Source organism: Streptomyces sp. NPDC051219 (assembly GCF_040682335.1).
Lineage (GTDB): Bacteria > Actinomycetota > Actinomycetes > Streptomycetales > Streptomycetaceae > Streptomyces.
On sequence record NZ_JBFBAS010000003.1, the window covers coordinates 243,075 to 261,329 of the forward strand.

The window sequence follows — 18,255 nt, forward strand, 5'->3', positions numbered from 1 at the left end:
ACGGGCTGCCCTTAGAAGGGCGGCTCGTCCGAGTAGCCGCCGCTGGAGCCGCCGGAGCCGCCGGAGCTTCCGCCCCAGCTGCCCCCACCCTGCTGCTGACCGCCGCCGGCCGGGGCGCTGGTGGCCCAGGGGTCGTCGGCGGGTGCACCGCCGCCGCCCTGCTGGCCGCCGCTGGGGGCTCCGCCCCAGTTGCCGCCGCCCTGCTGGCCGCCACCGCCGCCGTATCCGCCCTGGCCGCCTCGGCCGGTGGTCTTGGTGACCTTGGCCGTGGCGTTCTTGAGGCTGGGGCCGACTTCCTCGACGTCCAGCTCGTAGACCGTGCGCTTGACGCCGTCACGGTCCTCGTAGGACCGCTGCTTCAGCCGGCCCTGCACGACGACGCGCATGCCTCGCTGGAGCGACTCGGCGACATTCTCCGCCGCCTGACGCCAGACCGAGCAGGTGAGGAACAGGCCTTCGCCGTCCTTCCACTCATTGGTCTGCTTGTCGAAGATGCGGGGAGTGGACGCGACACGGAACTTCGCGACCGCCGCACCGGACGGGGTGAAGCGCAGCTCGGGGTCGTCGACGAGATTGCCGACGACCGTGATGACGGTCTCGCCTGCCATGGGTGAACCTCTCGGCGGGGATTGCTGCTGGCTGCTTGTGCTGCTACTCGAACCCGATTACCTCTGAGCTACTGGCTCAGTGGGTCTCGGGGCGGAGGACCTTGGTCCGGAGGACCGACTCGTTCAGGTTCATCTGGCGGTCGAGCTCCTTGACGACCGCAGGCTCGGCCTGCAGGTCGATGACCGAGTAGATGCCCTCGGGCTTCTTCTTGATCTCGTAAGCGAGACGACGACGGCCCCAGGTGTCGACCTTCTCAACCTTTCCGCTGCCCTCACGGACGACGGAGAGGAAGTTCTCGATCAGCGGGGAGACAGCGCGCTCCTCGAGATCGGGGTCGAGGATGACCATCACCTCGTAGTGACGCATGTGGAACCCACCTCCTTTGGACTCAGCGGCCACGGTCGTTCCGTGGCAGGAGGGTCGTGATGCGTAAGCAACGGTATCCGCCGCCACTGACAATCCGGGGGGACTGTGTGTGACCTGGGCAGACACCGGTGCAGACCGTACAGACTACCTGCTCACCTCCTTCCGGTTGAAATCCGGCGGTCAGGGGACACAATCTGTACACAGCGGGTGTGCGCGGTGCTATGGCTCCGGCTCTCGTCCGGGGCGCCGGGTGCACCGCCCCGTTTCCAGCCAGGAGGTGCCTCATGGCACAGGCAATGCGACGAAACTCCTCTGTCTCTCTGCTCGCGACCGACGGCAAGCCTCATCCCCTCCAGGACACCCTGGTGGCAGTGACGGTCGTGCTGGGTGCGGTGGCCTTCGTCACTGCGATGTTCCACAACCTGCATCTGCTGAGTTCCTGGGCGGGGCTCATCGGAATCATCACGGGTGCGTACGGGCAGTTCATCTCGGTGACCACGCGTGAGCGTTTCGCGCTGATCGTGGGCCTCGGAGCGTCGGCGATGGGCTTCTTCCTCGGCATGGCTCACGGTGGACTTTTCGGCGGGGTGCTCGGGTAGCTCACTCGGCGTGGGGACTCGGGGGCCGGCGGTGGGTGGACCGTCCCCCAGTGGGGTCGCGCCCTTGTCGCAGTAGGCTTCGCGCCATACCCAGCGAAGTCCGCCGGAGGAGCGCCCCGCATGAGCCTGTCCTTGAGGACCATCAGCCGAGAGCAGCATCTGGCTTATATCCAGAGCCTGCCCTCGGCTAGCCACTGTCAGGTCCCGGCATGGGCCGACGTGAAGAACGAATGGCGCTCGGAGAACCTTGGTTGGTTCGACAAGTCCGGCGAACTGGTCGGTGTGGCCCTGGTGTTGTATCGCCAGTTGCCCAAGGTGAAGCGCTATTTGGCGTACTTGCCGGAGGGCCCGGTCATCAACTGGTATGCGCCGAATCTTGACGAGTGGCTGCAGCCGATGCTGGCGCACCTGAAGCAGCAGGGTGCGTTCACGGTGAAGATGGGCCCTCCAGTGGTGATCCGTCGCTGGAACGCGGCGGCGATCAAGTCGGGGATCCAGGACCCGGATGTGAAGCGGCTGCGGGACGTCGAGGCGTCGCACATCGAGCCGCGCGCCTTCGAGGTGTCGGACAAGCTGCGCCGGATGGGCTGGCAGCAGGGCGAGGACGGCGGGGCCGGATTCGGTGATGTGCAGCCGCGGTACGTCTTCCAGGTGCCGCTGGCGAATCGTTCGCTGGATGACGTCCTGAAGGGCTTCAACCAGTTGTGGCGGCGCAACATCAAGAAGGCGGAGAAGGCCGGCGTCGAGGTCGTCCAGGGTGGCTACGACGATCTGCCGGTGTGGCAGCAGTTGTACGAAGTCACGGCGGAGCGCGACCGGTTCCGGCCGAGGCCGCTGAGCTACTTCCAGCGTCAGTGGACGGCCCTCAACTCCGAGGACCCGAACCGGATGCGCCTGTACATCGCCAAGCATGACGGCGAGCCGCTGGCGGCTGCGACGATGCTGACGGTGGGCCACCATGTCTGGTACTCGTACGGGGCGTCGGCGAACCACAAGCGCGAAGTGCGGCCGTCGAACGCGATGCAGTGGCGGATGCTGCGTGATGCGTACGCACTGGGTGCGAGCGTGTATGACCTGCGCGGCATCAGTGACTCGCTCGACGAGACCGATCACCTGTTCGGCCTGATCCAGTTCAAGGTCGGTACGGGTGGTGAGGCGGTCGAGTACGTCGGGGAGTGGGACTTCCCGCTGAACAAGCTGCTTCACAAGGCGCTCGACATTTACATGTCGCGCCGCTGATCCGGTTGACTCCCCGTAGTTACCGTTCATACCTCTGATACACCGCAGCCACGAGAAAGGTTCCGGACCGGCCATGGCGCTCACGCTTTACGTCGACACCGCGCGCTGGCGGGCGCACCAGAAGCATGTGATCGAGCAGTTCCCGGGGATCGTGCCGGTCTGCAAGGGCAACGGGTACGGCTTCGGTCATGAGCGGCTGGCGGAGGAGGCGACGCGTTTCGGGTCCGACGTCCTCGCGGTGGGGACGACCTACGAGGCCGCCCGTATCAAGGACTGGTTCAGCGGTGATCTGCTGGTTCTTACGCCGTTCCGGCGGGGTGAGGAGCCGGTGCCGTTGCCGGACCGGGTGATCCGTTCTGTCTCGTCGGTGGACGGGGTGCACGGCCTGGTGGGGGCGCGTGTGGTCATCGAGTGCATGAGTTCGATGAAGCGCCACGGTATTGCCGAGCATGAGCTGGGGCAGCTGCACGCCGCGATCGAGGATGTGCGGCTGGAGGGCTTCGCCCTGCATCTGCCGCTGGACCGTACGGACGGGTCCGACGCGGTCGAGGAGGTCATCGGGTGGATGGACCGGCTGCGTGCGGCCCGGCTGCCGTTGCACACGATGTTCGTGAGCCATCTGCGCGCTCAGGAGCTGGGGCGGCTGCAGCAGCAGTTCCCGCAGACGCGGTTCCGGGCGCGGATCGGGACGCGGCTGTGGCTGGGCGATCACGATGCGACGGAGTACCGGGGCGCGGTGCTGGACGTGACCCGTGTCTCCAAGGGCGACCGTTTCGGCTACCGGCAGCAGAAGGCTGCTTCGGACGGCTGGCTGGTCGTGGTGGCGGGGGGTACGTCGCACGGGGTGGGGCTGGAGGCTCCGAAGGCGCTGCACGGGGTGATGCCGCGTGCCAAGGGTGTGGCGCGTGCGGGTCTGGCGACGGTGAACCGGAATCTGTCGCCGTTCGTGTGGGCGGGCAAGCAGCGCTGGTTCGCGGAGCCGCCGCACATGCAGGTGTCGATTCTCTTCGTGCCGGCGGATGCGCCGGAGCCGAAGGTGGGCGAGGAGCTGGTGGCTCATCTACGGCACACGACAACGCAGTTCGACCGGGTGGTCGACCGCTGATGCTTCACACCGCGTGAAACGTTGAGCAGCTGAAAAGGGGCCCGGGCCGCACCGTTGGGTGTCGGCCAGGGCCCCTTTCGCGTGCCGTGGAAGTGCCGGGCAGCCGCTATTCGCGCAGGGCGGTGCCCCATTCGACGCGGGGATGCGCCTCCAGGTGGGCGACTTGCCCGTGTGGGCGGGCTGCCTCGCCGAGGACGAAGACATCGGGTGCGCCGTCGAGGACCCCGCCGGAGGGGTCGTCCGAGCCGTCCTTGCGTACGACGTCCCGTTCCGGCAGGAGCACGTCACGTACAACAACGGCGCACAGGTACAAGGTGCCCAGCAGGTGGACGGCGATGGCGAGCTGGTAGCCCTCGGTGGGGAGTCCCTGGTGTTTGTCGCCGCTCTCGGTATAGGCGAGGTACATCCAGATGCCCAGGAAGTACATCACCTCGCAGGCCTGCCAGATCAGGAAGTCCCGCCAGCGGGGCCGGGCGAGGGCTGCGAGGGGGATGAGCCACAGCACGTACTGCGGTGAGTAGACCTTGTTGGTGAGGATGAAGACGGCGACGACCAGGTAGGCCAGCTGGGCGAAGCGGGGCCGGCGTGGGGCGGTGAGGGCGAGCGCCCCGATGCCCGCGCAGAGGACCAGGGTGAGGAGTGTGGCGTAGGTGTTGGCATCTTCCAGGGGGTTGCCGGTGCGCTGGGAGATGATCAGCCAGAGGGAGCCGAAGTCCACGGGGCGTTCCTGGCTGAAGGTGTAGAACTTCTTCCAGCCTTCGGGGGCGAAGTACATGACGGGCAGGTTGACCGCCAGCCAGGCGCCGGTGGCGCCGAGCGCGCCGGCCGCGAGTTCGCGCCACTTCCCGGCGCGCCAGCACAGCACGAACAGCGGTCCCAGGAGCAGCGCGGGGTAAAGCTTGGCGGCGGTTGCGAGGCCGAGGAGGATGCCGAAGGCGAGGGGCCTGGAGCGCGACCACATGAGCATCGCCGCCGCGGTCAGGGAGACAGCGAGCAGGTCCCAGTTGATGGTGGCGGTCAGGGCGAAGGCTGGTGCGAGGGCGACGAGCAGTGCGTCCCAGGGGCGCCGGCGGTGGGTGCGGGTCACGCAGACGGCGATGACAGCGGCGCAGACCATCAGCATGCCCGCGTTGACCATCCAGTAGACCTGTTCGCGGTACACGATGGAGCCGCTGCTGGGGGTGAGCCACGAGGCGGCTTCCATGAACAGGCCTGTCAGCACGGGGTATTCGAGGTACTCCATGTCACCGGGCAGCCGGTCGAAGTACGGTAGGAGACTGTCGGCGAATCCGCGTCCGGCGTAGAGGTGCGGGATGTCGGAGTAGCAGGCGTGGGTGTACTGCGACGTCGCCCCGCGGAACCAGGCCCAGTCGTAGCACGGCACTTTCTGCGCCATGCCGAGGGCGAACATGCCGAGAGCGACCAGGACGATGACGCGGACAGGGGTGAGCGGGCCTGTGCCGAGCGCCGCGTAGCGGCCGGTCGGTCCGCCGATGATCTCGCTCCCGGCTGCGGCCACTTCGTCCTGCTGCGTGGGCAGTACGGGTGGGTCCTCGTGCACGCTCGTCATGGGCTCATCCTGCCGTACGTACCCGCGTACGCGTGAAGGCCGTCGCGGCTGCCGCGACGGCCCTCACGCCGTGCTCGGTTGCCTAGCGGCGGCTAGCCGGCCGGTCCGCCGAAGAAGCCGCCGTTACCGTTGCCGTTACCGCCGTTGCCGTTACCGCCGGTGGGCGGGGAGGGTGAGGGCGACGTTCCGCCGGCGGTCCCGTCGGTGGTTCCCGCGTCGGTGCCGGTGGTGGTACCGGAATCGGTGCCGCCGTTCTCCTCGCAGTCCCAGTCGAAGGGCTTGCAGGACGGGCTCGGTCCGGGGCTGTTCGACGGGGACGGCACGGGGGCCGACTCGGAGGGCTTGTCCTCCGGCTCATCCGAGGGGGTGTTGGACGGTGTCGGCGTGGGCGTCGGTGCGCCGTCGGCGTCGGCCTTCGCCCCGATGTTCTGGGTCTCGGGGAAGTCCTTGACCGGCTCGCCCTTGAGGGCATCGCGCATGTAGTTGGTCCACACCTCGGCGGGGATGTCGCCGCCGTGGATGGAGGGTACGCCGCCGGTCCCGTTCATCGAGAGGAGTTTCTTGTCCTCCGGATCGGTACGGAACAGGGTGACGGCGGTCGAGAGCTGCGGGGTGTAGCCGACGAACCAGGCCGACTTGTTCTTGTCGGTGGTGCCGGTCTTGCCGGCAGCCGGGCGGCCCAGCTCCTTGGCCTTCTTGCCGGTGCCGTTCTGGACGACGTTCTCGAGGACCTTGGTGATGTTGTCGGCGATGGTGTCGTCCATGGCCGTCTGCTGCTCGGGAGGCTCGAAGCCGTCCAGCTCCTGGCCGTCCCTGACGACCTTGGTGACGGAGTACGGCTCGTAGTGGTTGCCGGAGGCGGCGAAGGTCGCGTACGAGTCGGCCATCCGGATGGCACTGGGGGTGGAGGTACCGAGCGAGAAGGAGGCGTTGTTGTTGGGGTCCATCGACTCCTCGAGGATCCCGGTGGACTTCGCGACTTCGCGGACGTTGTCCAGGCCGACGTCCATGCCGAGCTGGGCGAAGGGGGTGTTGATGGACTTCTCCATCGCCTCGGTGAGCGTCACGTAGCCGTAGGGCGTGGGGCTCTCGTTCTTCTGCCGGAACGGCTGTCCCTTGTTGTTCATGAGGGGCTGGCCGTCGCGGTTCTTGATGACGGCCAGGTCGTTGCCGTTGTACTTGCTCTCGGGCGAGAGGCCTTCGCCGCCGGAGTTGGCCGTGCCGTGCTCCATGGCGGCCGCGAGTACGTAGGGCTTCCAGGTGGAGCCGACCGGGACGCCGGAGGTGTCGGCGTTGTTGGTGAAGTGGTTCTGGTCCCAGCCCTTGCCGCCGTAGAGCGCGACGATCTTGCCGCTGTCGGGTTCGACGGAGGCACCGCCGAACTGGACGTACTTGTCCTTGTCCGGGCGCTTCTTCTCGTCCAGGAACTCCTTGCGGGTCTTCTCGACCGATGCGGTGAGCGCCTTGACCTTCTTCTCGTTGAAGGTCGTGTAGATCCGGTAGCCGCCGCGTTCGAGCTCTTCGGCCGTGATGCCCTTTTTCTTCATGACGTACTTCTTGGCCGTCTCGACGAGGTAGCCCGTCTGGCCGGCCAGCGACCTCGCCTGCGCGGAGTCGGCGAGCTTGGGGAAGTCCCGGTGCTTGGCGCGCTCCGCCGGGTCCATGCGTCCGACCTCGACCTCGCGGTCGAGGACCCATGCCCAGCGCTCCTTGGCGCGCTTGGTGTTCTCCTCGGGGGTGGCGCCGGGGCCGATGCCGCCGTCCGGATTGTAGAGGTTGGGGCCCTTGAGCAGTGCGGCGAGGAAGGCACACTCGGAGGGGTCGAGTGCCTGGCTGTCCTTCTTGAAGTACGCCTGCGCCGCGGCCTGGATTCCGTAGGCGTCACGGCCGTAGTACGCCGTGTTGAGGTAGCCGGCGAGGATGACGTCCTTGTCCTCGGTGGCACCGAGCTTTATGGAGATGAAAAGCTCGGTGACCTTGCGCTTCATCGTCTGGTCCTGCTCCAGGTACGTGTTCTTCACGTACTGCTGGGTGATCGTCGATCCGCCCTGCGTGGAGCCGCCCTTGGCCATGTTCACGACGGCCCGGGCGATACCCATGGGGTCCACGCCCTTGTCGGTCTCGAAGGAGGCGTTCTCGGCGGCGATCACCGCGTCCTGCATTTCCTTCGGGATCTTGTCGATGCTCACGATCTGGCGGTTGCGCTCACCGCCGGTCGCGGCCATCTGTTTGCCGCTGTCCCAGTAGAAGACGTTGTTCTGCGCCTGGGCGGCCCGCTGCGGGTCCGGCTTTCCGACCATCGCCAGGGCGATGCCGGTGCCCGCCATCAAGATTGCGAAGAAGCCGAGACACGTCCCGCTGACCAGCTTCCAGGAGGGCACCCAGCGCCTCCAGCCGTACTTGTCCCAGCGCGGGTAGTCGATGAAGCGCTTCTTGGGGCGCGGATTGCCGCGGCCGGGGCCGCTTTCGTGGCCGCCACCGCCGCGCCGGCCTCCGCCGCCGTGGCCTCCGTGACCGCCGCCCTCGGCAGCGCGTCTGCGGCCGCCTCCGGTGGGGGTGCGCTGCGCGGCGCGCCGGGCCTCGGCGCGGCCCCCGTAGGGGCGCTCCGGCTCGTACGAGCCGGAGGACGACCCGGTGGGGACGTCCCGACCGGCTGGCCCGCGGCGGCCGGAAGACGGCTGCTGCGCGGCTCGCCTGGCCGCGGCACGTCCGCCGCCTTGCGGCTGCGGCGGTTTGCGACGGTGCTCGCTCATCGAACGACTACTCCTCGGGCAGGCGCGATCGCCTGGAAGCGGCAGTTGAGTTCCGGTCCCCCCGAAGTACGGACCAGCCTGTGAATGGGCTCATCCGTACTGCCCCCGGGGCGAGGACGCCCCCCGGCGTCACTTGGTTCCCGGTGGTCTGCATGCCGCACAGACTACGCACGGTCAAAACCCTTCCAGTGCCGAAGTTCACCCCAAAACAGGCAACTTGCCCCGCATCAATTGATGATGTGACGCCGGTCACGGTGGCCCCCCTTGTCGCAGGAGGCTGCCCGTTCTATCGTCTGGATGTATCGAGTCGATACATCAGCTCGGCATACGGGGTCAGGACGACGAGGAGGCGAAGAGTGAGCAGACGCTCCGGCATCCTCGAATTCGCCGTTCTCGGTCTGCTGCGTGAGTCCCCGATGCATGGCTATGAGCTGCGCAAACGGCTCAACACCTCGCTCGGAGTGTTCCGCGCGTTCAGCTACGGAACGCTCTACCCCTGCCTCAAGACGCTGGTCGCCAACGGCTGGTTGATCGAGGAACCGGGCAGTGCGCCGGAGGATGCGCTCGCCGCATCCCTCGCGGGGCGCCGCGCCAAGATCGTCTACCGGCTCACGGCCGAGGGCAAGGAGCACTTCGAGGAGCTGCTCTCGCACACCGGCCCGGACGCCTGGGAAGACGAGCACTTCGCCGCCCGCTTCGCCTTCTTCGGGCAGACCGAGCGGGAGGTGCGGATGCGGGTGCTGGAGGGCCGCCGGAGCCGGCTTGAGGAGCGTCTCGAGAAGATGAGCGCCTCCCTGGCCCGCACCCGCGAGCGCCTCGACGACTACACGCTTGAGCTGCAGCGGCACGGCATGGAGTCCGTGGAGCGCGAAGTGCGCTGGCTGAACGAGCTCATCGAGAGCGAGCGGGCGGGCCGGGATCAGCGACGACCCGGTGCCGGCTCCGCTCAGCAGGACAACACATCTGGAGAGACGGGCGGTCTGCCCCGGCACGGGGGTGGGGCGGCCTCCGGGGGGACGCCCCCCGGATCCCCCAACCCGCCGGATCCGTCCGACGACACCGCCAAGTGAGGCTCTGCACCCGCAGAGCTTCGTCGAGTACACACAGGGAGCAACCGCCAATGGGTTCGGTTCGCGTAGCCATCGTCGGCGTGGGCAACTGCGCCGCCTCGCTGGTGCAGGGCGTCGAGTACTACAAGGACGCCGACCCGGCGGCCAAGGTGCCGGGGCTCATGCACGTTCAGTTCGGCGAATACCACGTGCGGGGCGTCGAGTTCGTAGCCGCCTTCGACGTCGATGCGAAGAAGGTCGGCCTGGACCTCTCGGACGCCATCGGGGCCAGCGAGAACAACACCATCAAGATCTGCGACGTGCCCAGCAAGGGCATCACCGTCCAGCGTGGTCACACCCTCGACGGTCTGGGCAAGTACTACCGCCAGACCATCGAGGAGTCCGCCGAGGCGCCGGTCGACGTCGTCCAGGTCCTCAAGGACCGTGAGGTCGACGTTCTGGTCTGCTACCTGCCCGTCGGTTCCGAGGACGCTGCGAAGTTCTATGCGCAGTGCGCCATTGACGCCAAGGTCGCCTTCGTCAACGCTCTTCCGGTCTTCATCGCCGGCACGAAGGAGTGGGCGGACAAGTTCACCGCGGCCGGGGTGCCGATCGTCGGTGACGACATCAAGTCCCAGGTGGGCGCCACCATCACGCACCGCGTGATGGCGAAGCTCTTCGAGGACCGCGGTGTGCTCCTCGAGCGCACCATGCAGCTGAACGTCGGCGGCAACATGGACTTCAAGAACATGCTCGAGCGGGACCGCCTCGAGTCGAAGAAGATCTCGAAGACCCAGGCCGTCACCTCGCAGATCCCCGACCGCGACATGGGCGAGAACAACGTCCACATCGGCCCGTCGGACTACGTGGCGTGGCTGGACGACCGCAAATGGGCGTACGTGCGTCTTGAGGGCCGCGCGTTCGGTGACGTTCCGCTGAACCTGGAGTACAAGCTCGAAGTCTGGGACTCCCCGAACTCCGCGGGTGTCATCATCGACGCCCTGCGCGCTGCGAAGATTGCCAAGGACCGCGGGATCGGTGGCCCGATCCTCTCGGCCTCCTCGTACTTCATGAAGTCCCCGCCGGTTCAGTACTTCGATGACGAGGCGCGCGAGAACGTGGAGAAGTTCATCGCCGGGGAAGTCGAGCGCTAGCGAGACAGGGCGCAGCGCGCTGGCGAGACAGGGCGCAGCGCGTCAGCAGGAGACAGCGCGGCGCGCCTGTAGGACGGGCGCTTCCGCGAGCGTGCCGAGGAGGGTCCCCGGGCAATGTGCCCGGGGACCCTCCTCGTATGTGACGCTTGCGCACATGCCTGTCGTACGTGATCTGCGCGTACTCCTGCGCTTGAGGGATTTCCGCCGCCTGCTCGCCGTACGACTCCTCTCCCAGTCGGCAGACGGCGTCTACCAAGTGGCCCTTGCCACGTACGTCGTGTTCTCTCCGGAGCGGCAGACATCGCCTGCGGCCATCGCCTCGGCCATGGCCGTACTACTCCTGCCGTATTCGTTGATCGGCCCGTTCGCGGGCGTCCTGCTGGACCGCTGGCGGCGTCGGCAGGTTTTTCTCTACGGCAATCTGCTGCGGGCGGCGCTGGCGTGCGTGACAGCGCTGCTGATTCTCGCCTCCGTCCCGGACTGGCTGTTCTACGTCTCGGCGCTGTCCGTCACCGCTCTCAACCGCTTCGTTCTGGCGGGCCTTTCGGCCGCTCTGCCCCGTGTCGTGGATGCCGACCGGCTGGTGATGGCCAATTCGGTCTCGCCGACCGCGGGTACGCTCGCGGCGACCGCCGGTGGAGGGCTCGCCTTCGCCATGCGACTGGTGGGTGCCGACTCCGATGTGGCCGTCGTCCTGGTGGGGGCCTGCCTCTATCTGGCTGCCGCGGTCGCGTCGCTGCGTATCGCTACAGCTCTACTGGGACCCGATCTCGAACCTGATGCCGCGCGTCTTGGACTGTCCGCGGCCGCGGCCATGACGGCTCGCGGACTGGCAGGAGGATTGCGCCATCTGGCGGAGCGGCGGACGGCCGCCTTGGCGCTGGCCGCCATGACCGTCCTGCGGTTCTGTTACGGGTCGCTGACTGTGATGGTGCTGATGCTGTGCCGCTACGCCTGGACAGAGCAGGAGTCCGATGGCCTGGCTCTGCTCGGCCTCGCCATCGCCCTGTCGGGCGCCGGATTCTTTGCGGCGGCGGTGGTGACACCGTGGGCGGTGAGCAAGCTCGGGTCGTACGGGTGGATCGCGGCCTGCGCCGCGTCGGCAGCCGTGCTGGTGCCGTCTCTCGGCCTGCGGTTCACGCCGGGGCCCATGATGTTCGCTGCCTTCGTTCTCGGACTGATCACCCAGGGAGCGAAGATCTCCACTGACACCGTGGTTCAGTCCTCGGTGGACGACGCCTTCCGCGGGCGGATCTTCTCGATCTATGACGTTCTGTTCAATGTGGCATTCGTCGGCGCCGCCGGGGTGGCCGCCCTCATTTTGCCGCCAGATGGCCGGTCGGCGGCCCTGGTCGTATCGGTCGCAGTGCTCTACGCCATGGTGGCCGCGGCGATGGCGCGCCCGGTGAAGCGCTAGACAGGCGCGGGAAAGGGCGATGTTTCACGTGAAACATCGCCCTTGCTACGCCCCCATGTTTCACGTGAAACATGGCTCAGTTCTGGGTGGCCCACCACTCCTTCAGTGACGCGATCGCCGCGTCCCGCGCCATGGGGCCGTTCTCCAAGCGGAGTTCCAGCAGGAACTTGTAGGCCTTGCCGATCACCGGGCCGGGCCCGACGCCGAGGACCTCCATGATCTCGTTGCCGTCGAGGTCCGGGCGGATTGCATCCAGCTCCTCCTGCTCCTTGAGCTGCGCGATGCGCTCCTCAAGGCCGTCGTAGGCGCGGGACAGGGCATTCGCCTTGCGCTTGTTGCGTGTGGTGCAGTCTGAGCGTGTCAGTTTATGCAGCCGCTCCAGCAGAGGGCCCGCATCGCGCACATAGCGGCGGACTGCGGAGTCGGTCCACTCCCCGGTTCCGTAGCCATGGAACCGCAGGTGCAGCTCCACGAGCTTCGAGACGTCCTTGACCATGTCGTTGGAGTACTTGAGTGCGGTCATGCGCTTGCGGGTCATCTTGGCGCCGACCACCTCGTGGTGGTGGAAGGAGACCCGGCCGTCCGTCTCAAACCGGCGCGTCCGCGGCTTGCCGATGTCATGCAACAGCGCGGCCAGCCGCAGCACCAGATCTGGGCCACCGCCGGGCTCGTCCCGAGGGGCTTCGAGGTCGATCGCCTGCTCCAGCACGGTCAGCGAGTGCTCGTAGACGTCCTTGTGCCGGTGATGTTCGTCGCTCTCCAGTCGCAGCGCCGGAAGCTCGGGGACCACACGATCGGCGATGCCAGTCCCGACCAGAAGACCCAGGCCCTTGCAAGGATTGGGTGAGAGCAGCAGCTTGTTGAACTCGTCACGCACACGCTCGGCGGAGACGATCTCGATCCGCTCAGCCATCGAAGTCATCGCCTCGACGACTTCAGGAGCCACCTCGAAGTCCAGCTGCGCGGCGAAGCGGGCAGCTCGCATCATGCGCAGCGGGTCGTCGGAGAAAGATTCCTCGGGCGTCCCCGGGGTGCGCAGCACGTGTGCCGCCAAGTCGTCCAAGCCGCCGTGCGGGTCGATGAACTCCTTCTCCGGGAGAGCCACCGCCATCGCGTTGACCGTGAAGTCCCGGCGCACCAGATCCTGCTCGATGGAGTCACCGTAGGAGACCTCCGGCTTGCGGGACGTCCGGTCGTACGCCTCAGAGCGGTAGGTGGTGACCTCGATCTGGAAGAACCGGTCCGCGTCTCCGTCACCGGCGGCCTTCTGGCATCCCACCGTGCCGAAGGCGATGCCGACGTCCCACACGGAATCGGCCCACGGTCGGACGATCTTCAGTACGTCCTCGGGACGCGCGTCAGTGGTGAAGTCGAGGTCGTTGCCGAGCCGCCCGAGCAACGCGTCCCTGACCGAGCCGCCAACGAGGGCAAGGCTGAAGCCCGCGTCCCGGAAACGTCGGGCGAGATCGTCGGCGACAGGGGACACCCGCAGCAGTTCACTCACCGCGCGGCGCTGCACCTGACTCAGGGCACTGGGGTTGTCTTCATTGGCGTTCGGCACAACAGAACAGAGTACGTGGCCCGGCCGGCGGGAGCGCCCTCGTTTCCTTCCACCCCCGTGCTCTGTCCGATCATGTGGAGCAGTCCGCGGCACTCACCCACAGCCGGCCTCGTTACCATGCGTGGACGCACAACCGACGACCACTGACGACAAGGGACGGGCGAGCGCGTGGCCGAGGCGGCAGACTTCCAGGGGACGGGCTCCTCTCCTGCCCGCCGATGGCTGCGTCGAGCAGCCGTACTGCTGGCGGGGACGCCCCTCCTGGCCGGACTGATGTACGTCCCAGCGACCTCGCCCGCACACGCAGCCACCGCCGCAGGGCCGGAGAGTGTCGACGTGTCTCTCGACACACTGACCCCCGCCGCTCCTGTGGAGGGCGACACACTCACGATCTCCGGCACTGTGAGGAACGAGAGCCAGGAGACGATCACCGACGCACGAGTCGGGGTTCGGGTTGGCCCACCGATGACGGGCAGGGCAGCGATCGCCACAGCCGCCGAGCGCACGGGTCCTGAGCCCGGCGATCTCTCGGAGATCGACGACGAGTACACGGTGAAAATCGCGAAGCTGCCCTCCAAGATCGGACACGATTTCACGATCAAAGTCCCGGTCGACAAGCTGGGACTCGACGCGAACGGTGTCTACCAGGTCGGCGTGTCCCTGGCGGGCCACACAGCCAGCCGGTCCTACCCGCAGGTCCTGGGCATGGAGCGGACCCTCCTGCCGTGGCAGCCCGAACCGGCGGACAAGAAAACTCAGCTCACCTTCGCGTGGCCGCTCATCTCCTCGACCCATCTCACCTCCGAGACAGGCTCCGACGAACAGCAGACGCCGGTCTTCCAGGACGACAGCCTGACAGCGGAGCTGGCCCCGGGCGGGCGGCTGGAACAGCTCGTTTCGCTCGGCAAAGAGCTGCCGGTCACCTGGCTCGTCGATCCCGATCTGCTCGCCACGGTTGACGCGATGACCAGAAACTACGAGGTCAGGCGTCCCGACGGCACCACTGTCGCGGGCAAGAGCCAGGACATCGCGAACCAGTGGCTGAGCTCACTTCAGGACGCCGTACAGGACCAGAAGGTCGTCGCTCTTCCGTTCGCCGATCCCGATCTCGCTTCTCTGGCACACCGTGGCAGGCACGTGTCCGGGTCGCTCAGCCATCTGCGGCCGGCCACCGAGGTAGCCAAGCAGGCGGTGGAGACGATCCTCCACGTGACGCCCTCCACCGACTTCGCATGGCCGGTCGAAGGTGCCGTCGATCCAGCGATCGTCAACACCGCCACGTCCGCGGGCGCCCATCATGTGATCGCCCGCAGTGACAGCATGCGCGAGAGGGGCAACCTCTCGTACACACCGACCGCGGCCCGGCCCATCGGCGGCGGCACCACTGCCGTGGTCGCCGATGCCCGGCTCTCCACAGCCTTCCAAGGAGACATGACCGGCGCGGAGAGCTCGACGCTCGCCGTCCAGGAGTTCCTGGCGCAGAGCCTGGCGCTGAACCTGCAGAGCACCAACGCGGAACGCAGCATCGTCGTCGCGCCGCAGCGGATGCCGACAGCCAGCCAGGCACAGTCCATGGCAAGCGCGCTGCAGGGTCTGCAGTCGGGCCGCTGGACGCAGCCGCTCGACCTGGAGGCAGCGGCAAAGGCCAAGCCCGACCCCGACGCCACCACGAGCGTTCCCGGCTCCGGCTCCTACCCCGTCTCCCTGCGCAAGAAAGAACTGCCGCGGGCGGCCTTCGAGGAGATCCGGAACACCCAGAACACGCTCGACCACTTCAAGGTGATCCTCACCGCGGAGGACCGGGTCGACATCCCGTTCGGCAACGCCATCCGTCGGGGCATGTCGGCCTCCTGGCGCGGCCAGCCGAAGGAGGCCGCCCAGTACCGTGCTGCAGTACAGAGCTATCTGATCGGTCTCGCCAAGAAGGTCCAGCTGATTCCGAAGTCGGACGCGACCCTTTCCGGCCGCAGCGCGACGATCCCGGTGACCGTTCAGAACGGCCTGGTTCAGGGCGTCGACCACCTGGTGCTCCGGCTCACTTCGGACAAGCCGAACCGGCTCAAGTTCGGGGACGAGGCGGAGGCGGAACAGCCGGTGGCCGTCCAGGGAGGCCACAGCCAGTCGGTGAAATTCACCGCCAACGCCACGGCCAGCGGACCGGTCGAGGTGACCGCCCAGCTCTACACCGAGGACGGGGTCCGCTACGGAGAGGCGAGAAGATTCACCGTGGAAGCCACCGAGATCACTCCTACGGTGATGCTCGTGATCGCCGGCGGTGTGCTTCTCCTTGTCCTCGCCGGCATCAGGATGTACTCGCACCGCAAGCGGGCAGCGGCGCGCACGACGGCCGACGGCAGGGAAGCGACGGACGCGGAAGCGACGGCACCGGCAGGCGGGGCAGTCGGCGAGTCCGCCAGGAACCCTGAGGAGGTGGACGGCGCCGAGCAGCAGAGTGACCCGACGCCGGACACCGGACCGGAAAGCGGCAACCCATCCGGCACGGGTGAGAAAGTGGACCGTTGAGCGATGGCGTGGCCGGTCGGCCCGGGGACGATGAGGTGGGGTTTCGATGAACGCGCCGTACGACGGTGACCGCGGACAGGGCGCGGGTGGCACTGCCGCGACACCGGGGGCCGTTCCAGGGCCACCGGGGCCGGGGCAGGTCCCCGCGCAGTCCCCGCCTGTCTCCGACCCCTATCTGCAGGACGCCTACGACCACGATCCGTACCGGGAGCAGGACCTCGCCGCCCAGGACCCCGTGGCCGAGGCCCTCTACGACCGCGCCTCGCACCCCCCGCCGCCGCCTGGCACCTACCAGGCGACGCAGCCGCTCTACGAGCAGCCTGCGGCCCCTGTGCACGCCCCGGACCCGCAGGTGTGGGCTCAGACACCGGCACCCGAACCGGACGGGCCCTCCCGCCACCTCCCCTACGGCGACGATGCACGGACCACCCAGTTCGTCGGGGTGGACGACCTGGTCACCCGGGCCGGTGAGGAAGAGCCGGAGCCGGACGCGTTCGCACACCTCTTCCGCGACCAGCAGGACAACGACCGCCCCCCCGGTTCCCAGCCCGAACCCGGGCCGGTCGCCGCGCCAGCCCCGAAGAAGTCAGGTCGTGCATCGGGACTGCTGAAGTCCAGTGCCGTGATGGCGGCCGGCACGATGGTCTCCCGGCTCACCGGATTCGTCCGCAGCCTGGTGATCACCGCGGCCCTGGGCGCCGCGGTACTCGGCGATGCGTTCACCATCGCCTACACCCTGCCGACGATGATCTACATCCTCACCGTCGGCGGCGGCCTCAACTCCGTCTTCGTGCCGCAGCTCGTACGCGCCATGAAGAACGACGAGGACGGCGGCGAGGCCTACGCCAACCGCCTGCTGACTCTCGTCATGGTGGCCCTCGGCGTCATCGTCGTCGCCGCCGTGTTCGCGGCACCTGTGCTGATCCGCCTCATGTCGGACACGATCGCCAGCAATCCGGAAGCCAACGGCGTCGCCGTCGTCTTCGCCCGTTATTGCCTGCCGACCATCTTCTTCATGGGCGTGCACGTGGTCATGGGCCAGATCCTCAACGCCCGCGGCAAGTTCGGCGCGATGATGTGGACCCCGGTCCTGAACAACATCGTCATGATCTTCACCTTCGGGCTGTTCATCTGGGTCTACGGCACCGCAGCCGAGTCCGGCATGGGCGTGGACACCATCCCGGCAGAAGGCGTCCGGCTCCTGGGCATCGGAACGCTGCTCGGACTCGTCGTCCAGGCCCTGGCGATGATCCCGTACCTCCGCGAGGCGGGCTTCCGCTTCCGTCCCCGCTTCGACTGGAAGGGCCACGGCCTCGGCAAGACGGTCAAGCTCGCCAAGTGGACCGTCTTCTTCGTCCTGGCCAACCAGGCAGGCGTCCTCGTCGTCACCCAGCTCGCTACCGCGGCGGGCGAGGCGTCCGACCGCAGCGGTGCCGGCTTCCTCGCCTACTCCAACGCCCAGCTGATCTGGGGCATGCCGCAGGCCATCATCACCGTCTCGGTGATGGCCGCCCTGCTGCCCCGCATCTCACGGGCCGCGCACGACAACGACCCCGGTGCGGTACGCGACGACATCTCCCAGGGGCTGCGCAACTCCGCCGTCGCGATCGTGCCCGTCTCGTTCGCCTTCGTCGCCCTCGGCCTCCCCATGTGCACCTTGCTCTTCGGGCCGTCGGGTGCCGAAGCGGCCCAGTCGATGGGCTTCATTCTGATGGCGTTCGGACTCGGCCTGATCCCGTACTCCGTGCAGTACGTGGTGCTGCGCGGCTTCTACGCCTACGAGGACACCCGGACGCCCTTCTACAACACCGTTATCGTCGCCGCGGTCAACGCGGCGGTGTCGGCGCTGGCCTACGTCGTCCTGCCGTCCCGCTGGGCGGTGGTCGGCATGGCCGCCGCGTACGGCTTGGCTTACGGCGTCGGCGTAAGCGTCGCCTGGCGCCGGCTGCGCAACCGTCTCGGGGGCGATCTCGACGGCGCGCACGTCATCCGTACGTACGCCCGGCTCTCGGGGGCGTGTGTTCCCGCGGCGCTGGCCGCAGGCGCCGTCGCCTTCGCGATCACCAAGGGCCTCGGCAGTGGAGCGCTCGGCTCGCTCGCCTCTCTGGTCGGCGGCGGTGTCGTCCTGATGACCGTCTTCCTCGTGGCAGCGAAGCGGATGCGCATCGAAGAGCTCAACGCGATGGTCGGAATGGTCCGCGGACGGCTCGGGCGCTGACTCTCGCACAACCATCGTCCGTCGCCGCGTGTCGTGCATAGCGCCGGACTGTGGGCACAATTGGCATGGCTTTGCAGACTGGCCGACAGCGT

Annotated in this window: 13 protein-coding genes; 8 read left to right on the forward strand and 5 right to left on the reverse strand. The window is 67.6% G+C overall.

Annotated features, from left to right (window positions below; genetic code table 11):
* Positions 1-11: 11 nt before the first annotated feature.
* Both AB0M62_RS06120 and rpsF read right to left on the reverse strand, forming a co-directional pair.
* Positions 12-608 carry a single-stranded DNA-binding protein gene (locus AB0M62_RS06120; protein WP_366072909.1) on the reverse strand — a complete coding sequence of 199 codons (597 nt, stop codon included), beginning with the start codon at positions 606-608 and terminating at the stop codon, positions 12-14.
* A gap of 76 nt (positions 609-684) precedes the next feature.
* Positions 685-975, reverse strand: a complete 291-nt coding sequence (rpsF, locus tag AB0M62_RS06125) for a 30S ribosomal protein S6 (protein WP_100108075.1) — start codon at positions 973-975, stop codon at positions 685-687.
* Between the two features lie 284 nt (positions 976-1,259).
* Between rpsF and AB0M62_RS06130 the strand changes: the two genes are divergently transcribed.
* The 3 genes from AB0M62_RS06130 (at position 1,260) to AB0M62_RS06140 (ending at position 3,918) form a co-directional block, all read left to right on the forward strand.
* A complete protein-coding gene (locus AB0M62_RS06130) occupies positions 1,260-1,574 on the forward strand; it encodes a hypothetical protein (RefSeq protein ID WP_366072910.1) in 315 nt (104 codons plus the stop codon).
* Positions 1,575-1,694: 120 nt separating this feature from the next.
* Positions 1,695-2,813, forward strand: coding sequence for a peptidoglycan bridge formation glycyltransferase FemA/FemB family protein (locus AB0M62_RS06135; protein WP_366072911.1), 1,119 nt, complete (start codon positions 1,695-1,697; stop codon positions 2,811-2,813).
* Between the two features lie 73 nt (positions 2,814-2,886).
* Positions 2,887-3,918, forward strand: coding sequence for an alanine racemase (locus AB0M62_RS06140; protein ID WP_366072912.1), 1,032 nt, complete (start codon positions 2,887-2,889; stop codon positions 3,916-3,918).
* A gap of 106 nt (positions 3,919-4,024) precedes the next feature.
* Here AB0M62_RS06140 and AB0M62_RS06145 read toward each other — a convergent pair whose 3' ends face one another.
* Positions 4,025-5,488 (reverse strand): glycosyltransferase 87 family protein, encoded by a 1,464-nt coding sequence (locus AB0M62_RS06145; RefSeq protein WP_366072913.1) that lies wholly within the window; start codon positions 5,486-5,488, stop codon positions 4,025-4,027.
* A gap of 92 nt (positions 5,489-5,580) precedes the next feature.
* The gene (locus AB0M62_RS06150; RefSeq protein ID WP_366072914.1) at positions 5,581-8,241 is read right to left on the reverse strand and encodes a transglycosylase domain-containing protein; all 2,661 of its coding nucleotides are present in this window, start codon (positions 8,239-8,241) and stop codon (positions 5,581-5,583) included.
* 356 nt (positions 8,242-8,597) lie between these two features.
* On the opposite strand from AB0M62_RS06150, the gene AB0M62_RS06155 reads away from it, so the two are divergent.
* The 3 genes from AB0M62_RS06155 to AB0M62_RS06165 all read left to right on the forward strand — a co-directional run bounded on the left by AB0M62_RS06155 (position 8,598) and on the right by AB0M62_RS06165 (position 11,861).
* Complete coding sequence (locus AB0M62_RS06155) at positions 8,598-9,311, forward strand: PadR family transcriptional regulator (RefSeq protein ID WP_366072915.1); 714 nt, start codon at positions 8,598-8,600, stop codon at positions 9,309-9,311.
* A 50-nt stretch (positions 9,312-9,361) separates the two neighbouring features.
* Positions 9,362-10,444, forward strand: coding sequence for an inositol-3-phosphate synthase (locus AB0M62_RS06160; protein ID WP_366072916.1), 1,083 nt, complete (start codon positions 9,362-9,364; stop codon positions 10,442-10,444).
* A 154-nt stretch (positions 10,445-10,598) separates the two neighbouring features.
* Positions 10,599-11,861: an MFS transporter gene (locus AB0M62_RS06165; RefSeq protein WP_366072917.1), complete on the forward strand. Its 1,263-nt coding sequence runs from the start codon at positions 10,599-10,601 to the stop codon at positions 11,859-11,861.
* A 76-nt stretch (positions 11,862-11,937) separates the two neighbouring features.
* On the opposite strand, the gene AB0M62_RS06170 is transcribed toward AB0M62_RS06165, so the two are convergent.
* A complete protein-coding gene (locus AB0M62_RS06170; protein ID WP_366072918.1) occupies positions 11,938-13,422 on the reverse strand; it encodes a CCA tRNA nucleotidyltransferase in 1,485 nt (494 codons plus the stop codon).
* A gap of 168 nt (positions 13,423-13,590) precedes the next feature.
* On the opposite strand from AB0M62_RS06170, the gene AB0M62_RS06175 reads away from it, so the two are divergent.
* A complete protein-coding gene (locus AB0M62_RS06175) occupies positions 13,591-15,945 on the forward strand; it encodes a DUF6049 family protein (RefSeq protein ID WP_366072919.1) in 2,355 nt (784 codons plus the stop codon).
* Positions 15,946-15,991: 46 nt separating this feature from the next.
* Positions 15,992-18,163: a murein biosynthesis integral membrane protein MurJ gene (murJ, locus tag AB0M62_RS06180; protein ID WP_366072920.1), complete on the forward strand. Its 2,172-nt coding sequence runs from the start codon at positions 15,992-15,994 to the stop codon at positions 18,161-18,163.
* Positions 18,164-18,255: the final 92 nt, after the last annotated feature.

Bases quoted from the DNA above. Each gene is read 5' to 3' on its own strand.
- AB0M62_RS06120 (WP_366072909.1), bottom strand. From the start codon at position 608: ATGGCAGGCGAGACCGTCATCACGGTCGTCGGCAATCTCGTCGACGAC.
- rpsF (WP_100108075.1), bottom strand. From the start codon at position 975: ATGCGTCACTACGAGGTGATGGTCATCCTCGACCCCGATCTCGAGGAG.
- AB0M62_RS06130 (WP_366072910.1), top strand. From the start codon at position 1,260: ATGGCACAGGCAATGCGACGAAACTCCTCTGTCTCTCTGCTCGCGACC.
- AB0M62_RS06135 (WP_366072911.1), top strand. From the start codon at position 1,695: ATGAGCCTGTCCTTGAGGACCATCAGCCGAGAGCAGCATCTGGCTTAT.
- AB0M62_RS06140 (WP_366072912.1), top strand. From the start codon at position 2,887: ATGGCGCTCACGCTTTACGTCGACACCGCGCGCTGGCGGGCGCACCAG.
- AB0M62_RS06145 (WP_366072913.1), bottom strand. From the start codon at position 5,488: ATGACGAGCGTGCACGAGGACCCACCCGTACTGCCCACGCAGCAGGAC.
- AB0M62_RS06150 (WP_366072914.1), bottom strand. From the start codon at position 8,241: ATGAGCGAGCACCGTCGCAAACCGCCGCAGCCGCAAGGCGGCGGACGT.
- AB0M62_RS06160 (WP_366072916.1), top strand. From the start codon at position 9,362: ATGGGTTCGGTTCGCGTAGCCATCGTCGGCGTGGGCAACTGCGCCGCC.
- AB0M62_RS06165 (WP_366072917.1), top strand. From the start codon at position 10,599: ATGCCTGTCGTACGTGATCTGCGCGTACTCCTGCGCTTGAGGGATTTC.
- murJ (WP_366072920.1), top strand. From the start codon at position 15,992: ATGAACGCGCCGTACGACGGTGACCGCGGACAGGGCGCGGGTGGCACT.